Below are 5417 nucleotides of genomic sequence, written 5' to 3'. Positions count from 1 at the left end.
ACGAACTGGATTATGACGAACGGGTCGTTCCGGGCGACGTGAGCGGTTCTGACTGGAAAACGGCCTACAACTACCTTCGGTCTATTGGAGATAACCAGTTCAATCTCCCCGAACTCACGTCGTCCCGCGACTCGGACGAACCGGAACGTGAGCCCCCGAACGACACGGAGACGTGGGAGTACGTCCGGTATCTCCTCGAAGAGGGCGAGGGACCACTGGCGCGGGAGACGGCCCGCCGCATCCTCCGAGAGAAACACCACCCCGTAGTCGACGAGACGGCCAAGAAAGACGAACAGATGCTAATCTACGACCACGAGACGGGGACGTACAACCGCTCGGAGTCGACGATACTCGCGGAGATAGCGGACGGTCTCGGTGAAGAATGGAACACCCGAATGAAGCACGAGATTGTTGAGGGACTGAAGCAACTTCGACGACTAACCCCCGCGCAGTTCAACGGGCGCGACCACTTCGATGAACCGCACGTCTGCGTGAAGAATGGTGTTCTGAACCTCTTCACCGGAGAACTGAAAGACCACTCACCGAAGTACGTGTTCGTCGACCGCATCCCGACGCGGTACGACCCGGACGCCGATACCGGGCGCTTCGAGGAGTTCATGGACACCCTCACCGCACGGGACGCCGACGCAAAGGCCATGTTGGAAATGGTCGGTCACGCACTCGTACCGGACGCCTACGAACGCGGATGGCCGAAATTCTTGATGCTACACGGGGACTCTGATAACGGGAAATCGTTCTTCTACGACCTCGTAGGCGAGATGCTGTCCGGTGAGGGTGAGAGAAACATCGGCGCTGTCAAGCTTCAGAAGATGACGCAAAACCAGTTCTCGAAGAACTCCATCTACGGTAAGATGGCGAACATAGCCGGTGAGATAGACGGGAAGCGGGTGAAGAACACCGCGGACCTGAAAGACCTCACCGGGGGGGACCTCATGGACATCGAACCGAAGGGCGGGACTGGATTCTTCGATACGATGAACACGACGCTAATGTTCGCGGCGAACGACCCGCCAATCATCGGGGACCGGGACCCACAGGCGATAGCGAAGAGGATTGTCCCGATAGAACTCCCGTACACATTCGTCGAGAACCCGGACCCGAACGACCCCATGCAGAAGCAGAAGGTCCCGAAGCCGGAACTGAAAGGGGAACTGGCGAGTGAGGCGGGGAAGAGCGCACTACTGAACCTCGCACTCGACGGTATCCAGAGGCTCAGAGAGAACGGCGGGGACGTGTCGCTTCCCGAGTCCTACATGGAGCGGTTGGATATGTACGAGGGGGCCGCGGACCCCATGAAGGAGTTCGCCAAGCGCTGTATCACGACCCACGAATCGGATTACATCGTCAAAGATGACGTGGCCCGTATCTTCCGTGAGTGGGCGGACAACAACGGCGTCGAATTAGGCTCGAACGTGAGCACGACGTTGTTCAAGACGCTCGACTACGGTTCCGTCTACCCACGTAACCCCGACTACGCGGGCGTCTCGCACGACCTCCGCGGATGGGACGAGAGAAAGTACGCGGTCCCGAGGGTCACTCTCACCGAAGAGGGCAAGCGGATGGCTGAGAAAGCGGGACTCGTCGTCGACCCCGAAGAGGCGGACACCGACACGTCCGACCCAGTTCAGTCGGGACGGGAGTACCGGACAGTCGCGGCCGTCGCGGAGTCACGGAAGGCGTATGAGAACGTCAAGGCAGAAGTTGTCTCTGTTGACTCTATAGGCGACAACGGGACGAAAGCGGTGCTCAGAGACGACACCGGTTCTATAGACGTAGTGCAGTGGGACGGGGACTCTCTGTCTGAGTTCGAGGGCGAGGAAGTGGCTATAGACGACGCCGAGGTTAGCGAGTATGACGGCCGCGTGCAGTTCGTGTTCCGGTCGCACTCGCGCATCACCGTGACCGCCGCATCCGTCCGCGAAGAGGGACAGTCCCCAGTCACGGCGGACGGAGGCAAGCACTCAGAGAAGACGGAGACGAATACGAGTAATCCCACCGGCAAAGACGAGAAAGCCGACACGAACCAATCTGGCGCGGCTGAGAAGAAACAGGTAACGAACGACTGGCGCACCGACTTGATGAACGCATACCGTTCACTCGGCGGCGGAGACGTTGAGAAAGGAGACCTGAAGGTGCGTCTGTCCGAGAAGAGCGGCCGCGAGTTCGCGGAGTGCCACGAGATAGTTGAGGAGACGGCCACCGAGAACGGCTACCTCGTCGAGACTGGGTCAGACACGGTTGAAGCGACTGACAAGCTGAACGGAGGTGAGGAACGATGAACGCGAATATGAAGTGTCCCGACTGTCACACGGAATACCGGCACCTGAACGGCACCACGTTCGTCTGCGAAGGCTGTAGCGACGTTCTCGAACAGACGGACGGGCGTAGCCGCGTGTTAGAACAGGACGTTCACATGGCGGACGTGACCGGTGCAGTCATCGGCACGGTGGCGGCCGCAGTAGTGTTCATCCCGTTCTAACCGGAACGCCGAGAGACAGCAGCTAGAGACCGCCGCGCGCTACTTTTAGGGTATTCGAAGCCCTGTATTGACATATGTCACTACCAGACATAAGAGAGAACTTGCCAAACGGGGATGACCCCGTACTGGTATTCCCCAAAGGGGGCGACTACCACAGATTCCGCAGAGAGTACGGAGACGGCAACACTCCGACGTTCCGCCCGCAGTGTCGGACTTCCTCGGGGAAGGGGAACAAACCCGGTGTGTACCCGTACAGTCGCATCGAGGGGCAGTACGAACCGTGTGTGGCCGACGAGTGTTACGGAGGTGACTTCTAATGCCAATAGACCCGAATAGAGACCGGCGTGCATCACAGCGGGTCGGTGGAAGCGGTGATGCGTTCAGCGGAAGAGACGACCGGATACCCGGACGCGGCGGGCGTCCGGAGGATGACGCGAGGGACGATGACGACGACGATGATGATAACGACCGGCGGCGTGTCGAACGTGACAAGCCAGAGCGTCGGATTCCCAACCGTAACCAGAGCGGTGCGGACGACACCGGGTCATCGGGCAGCGACTCCGGGGGTTCCCCCGACGCGAACCAAGGGTTAGAGACCGGAAGCGACGCGTTCAGCGACAGTACGATATCCGACGCGCGGGAGTTGGAGCGATGGGCTGTCGACGCGTTCGGTGGGTCCGAGTCTGACTACAGAGTGACGGCGGGGAACGACGGTCTATCCGTACGGTTCACCGAGTCTGGCCGTCGGAACGTGGCCAACCGGCGTGATATCACCGCGACTCGTCTCACCGTCGGTAGTATCACACGGAACCGAGAGGATCCCACGGCGGCGGATGACTCGAACATTCAGACGACTCGGGACACGGTGGGGAGTATCACGCGGAACCGTGAGAACCCGACTGGAAACGATGACACCTTCCGACCGACCATCTTCAGCGGTCCAACCCCGGATTCAAGCGGGCAGGTTATGCCTTCGTCCCCGAGTAGTTCGGGCAGTATCGACAGACAGCGGTCAGAATCGCAGAGTCCCGGTGAGTTCTTCTCGTCTGTCGCGTCTGACGTAGTGAGTGACCCACTCGGTGCAGTGAGAGGGTTCCGGTCATGGCAGAGTCGGACGAACCCGCTCCGGGACTTTGCGGCACAGAACCGGGAGCGGATCGGGGCACCTGCACCCGGCGCAGAGACCGCCTCGGCGTTCGCACAGAACCCGACCGGTTTCACGTTCGGAACTCCGACCGAAGGGAGTCTTACGGAGTCACAAGACGAGAGGGCCACGGACGTTATCACCGGGATTCAGGAAGGACGCCTTCGCCTTCGGAGTGATATCCTCAGTGGCGCACAGTCGTTGACGGGGAGTGGTGAGACGGCCGCCGCCGCTACTGCGTTCGCACTCGCGGAACCCACGCCGGTCGGTGAGGCGGTCCTACTCGGTGCCGGTGCCGTGGGTATCGCCGGGAGTGCGACGGCGTCAGGAACGTCACAAGGCGAACAGCGGATACCGTCGTCCCCGTTCGCCCCCGGTTCATCGTCGGAGGTACAGGTTCCGGAGGACGGCGGTGTCACGTCACAGTCCGAGGTGAACGTCCCGTCTGACGGGAGTCCGGTCGTCGACGCCGAGTTAGGCGTCCCGGACGTGGGCGGTATCAACCGTCCCGAACTACAGCCGAGTGAATCACCCGAGTTCGGAAGCCCCGAGATAGCTGTCCCGGACCGGCCGGTCGGTGACCTACTCACGGTATCCACGTCTCAACTGTTCCGTGAAGGGCGACAGCGGCAGAGGGAACGTGATAGAGCATCTGAACGGTTCCGTGAACGGACGGGCGCAGACTCCGATGAACTACAGAACATTCTCTCGGGCGGCGGTACGCTCGGAGAGATGGAACCTGAGGTGTCTCAACCCGAGGTTACGGAGCCTGAAATAACGGACCCGTCCGTTGACTTTCGAGAGGGCGACTTTGGTGTTCGTGACCCGCCGCGCCTCGACACGCCAGACGCTCAGTCACAAGCTGAACAGCCCTCCCTCGACGTGGCACAGACGCCGTCTCTCGGTACGGGGTTCGGGTCTGGCATCGGACAGCCGCTTATCTCTCCGGTCGGACAGACGGCAGAACAGCCACGGCAGGATGAGAACGTTCGGGCGGACCCCTTCGAGATTCCGAACGTGGATATCGGACAACCGACCGACGTAGCACAACCCACGGATACCGGCGTGGACTTTGGATTCTCGACACCGACTGCTACGCCGAACACTCCGGCACTCTCAACGGAGACCGTGACCGAACAAGCTGAACCGAACAACCCCGGCTTTGGCTTCGGTACTCCGTCGTCCCGACGCCGCCGTCCCCGGTTTGATTTCGGTCTCGACGCGGATGACGCCGAAGACACGTTCGGGTTCGGTGGCACGGAGGGACAATTCACGTTCAACACCGCAGACCTCGGGTTCGGTGGGAACGGCGACAGTCCCGTCTCGGAGGACTGGTTCTAATGGTTGACTGTAGTACCTTCACGTCGAATCCCTTCGCGGACGGTGGGAACGCAACAGAGTTCCTTGACGCGGCTATCTGTACGTACCAGATGGATTACGGCATGGTCCTACCGGGTAGCATCGTCTGGTTCACAGTGATATCCATGATGTACATCCGAACGCAGAGTATCGTCATGCCGGTCATCATCACGTTACTCGTGGGTGCGCCGATGATAACGCTTCTCCCGTCGACGGCACAACAGATGATTGCGACCGGGATTCTCGGCGGTGGCAGTGCGTTGTTCGTTCTGTTGCTCCAGAGGCTCGATACCTAACTCTCCTTCTCTCGTCTCTCGTATGATACAGTCTTCAGTAGAGTGTAACACCCGGACCATGGCAACAGTACGAAACACCCTTTCTCAGCGAGTTAGACGGCACCGGAAAGACTTAGTT

At 60.1% G+C, this 5417-nt stretch carries 4 protein-coding genes; all 4 read left to right on the top strand.

The window, feature by feature from the left end:
- A partial coding sequence (locus tag NDI79_RS23455; protein ID WP_310931052.1) for a phage/plasmid primase, P4 family occupies positions 1-2300 on the top strand: 2300 nt, incomplete at its 5' end.
- A complete protein-coding gene (locus NDI79_RS23450; protein WP_310931051.1) occupies positions 2297-2500 on the top strand; it encodes a hypothetical protein in 204 nt (67 codons plus the stop codon). The genes NDI79_RS23455 and NDI79_RS23450, both read left to right, overlap by 4 nt.
- 316 nt (positions 2501-2816) lie before the next feature.
- A complete protein-coding gene (locus NDI79_RS23445) occupies positions 2817-4985 on the top strand; it encodes a hypothetical protein (RefSeq protein ID WP_310931050.1) in 2169 nt (722 codons plus the stop codon).
- Positions 4985-5299, top strand: coding sequence for a hypothetical protein (locus NDI79_RS23440; RefSeq protein WP_310931049.1), 315 nt, complete (start codon positions 4985-4987; stop codon positions 5297-5299). Before NDI79_RS23445 ends, NDI79_RS23440 begins: the two co-directional genes overlap by 1 nt.
- The last annotated feature ends 118 nt before the right edge of the window (positions 5300-5417 follow it).

It is taken from the genome of Halogeometricum sp. S3BR5-2 (assembly GCF_031624635.1).
In the GTDB taxonomy this organism is placed as follows: domain Archaea; phylum Halobacteriota; class Halobacteria; order Halobacteriales; family Haloferacaceae; genus Halogeometricum; species Halogeometricum luteum.
The sequence above is the reverse complement of the archived record's forward strand: the minus strand, read 5'-3'. Positions and strand labels throughout refer to the sequence as shown.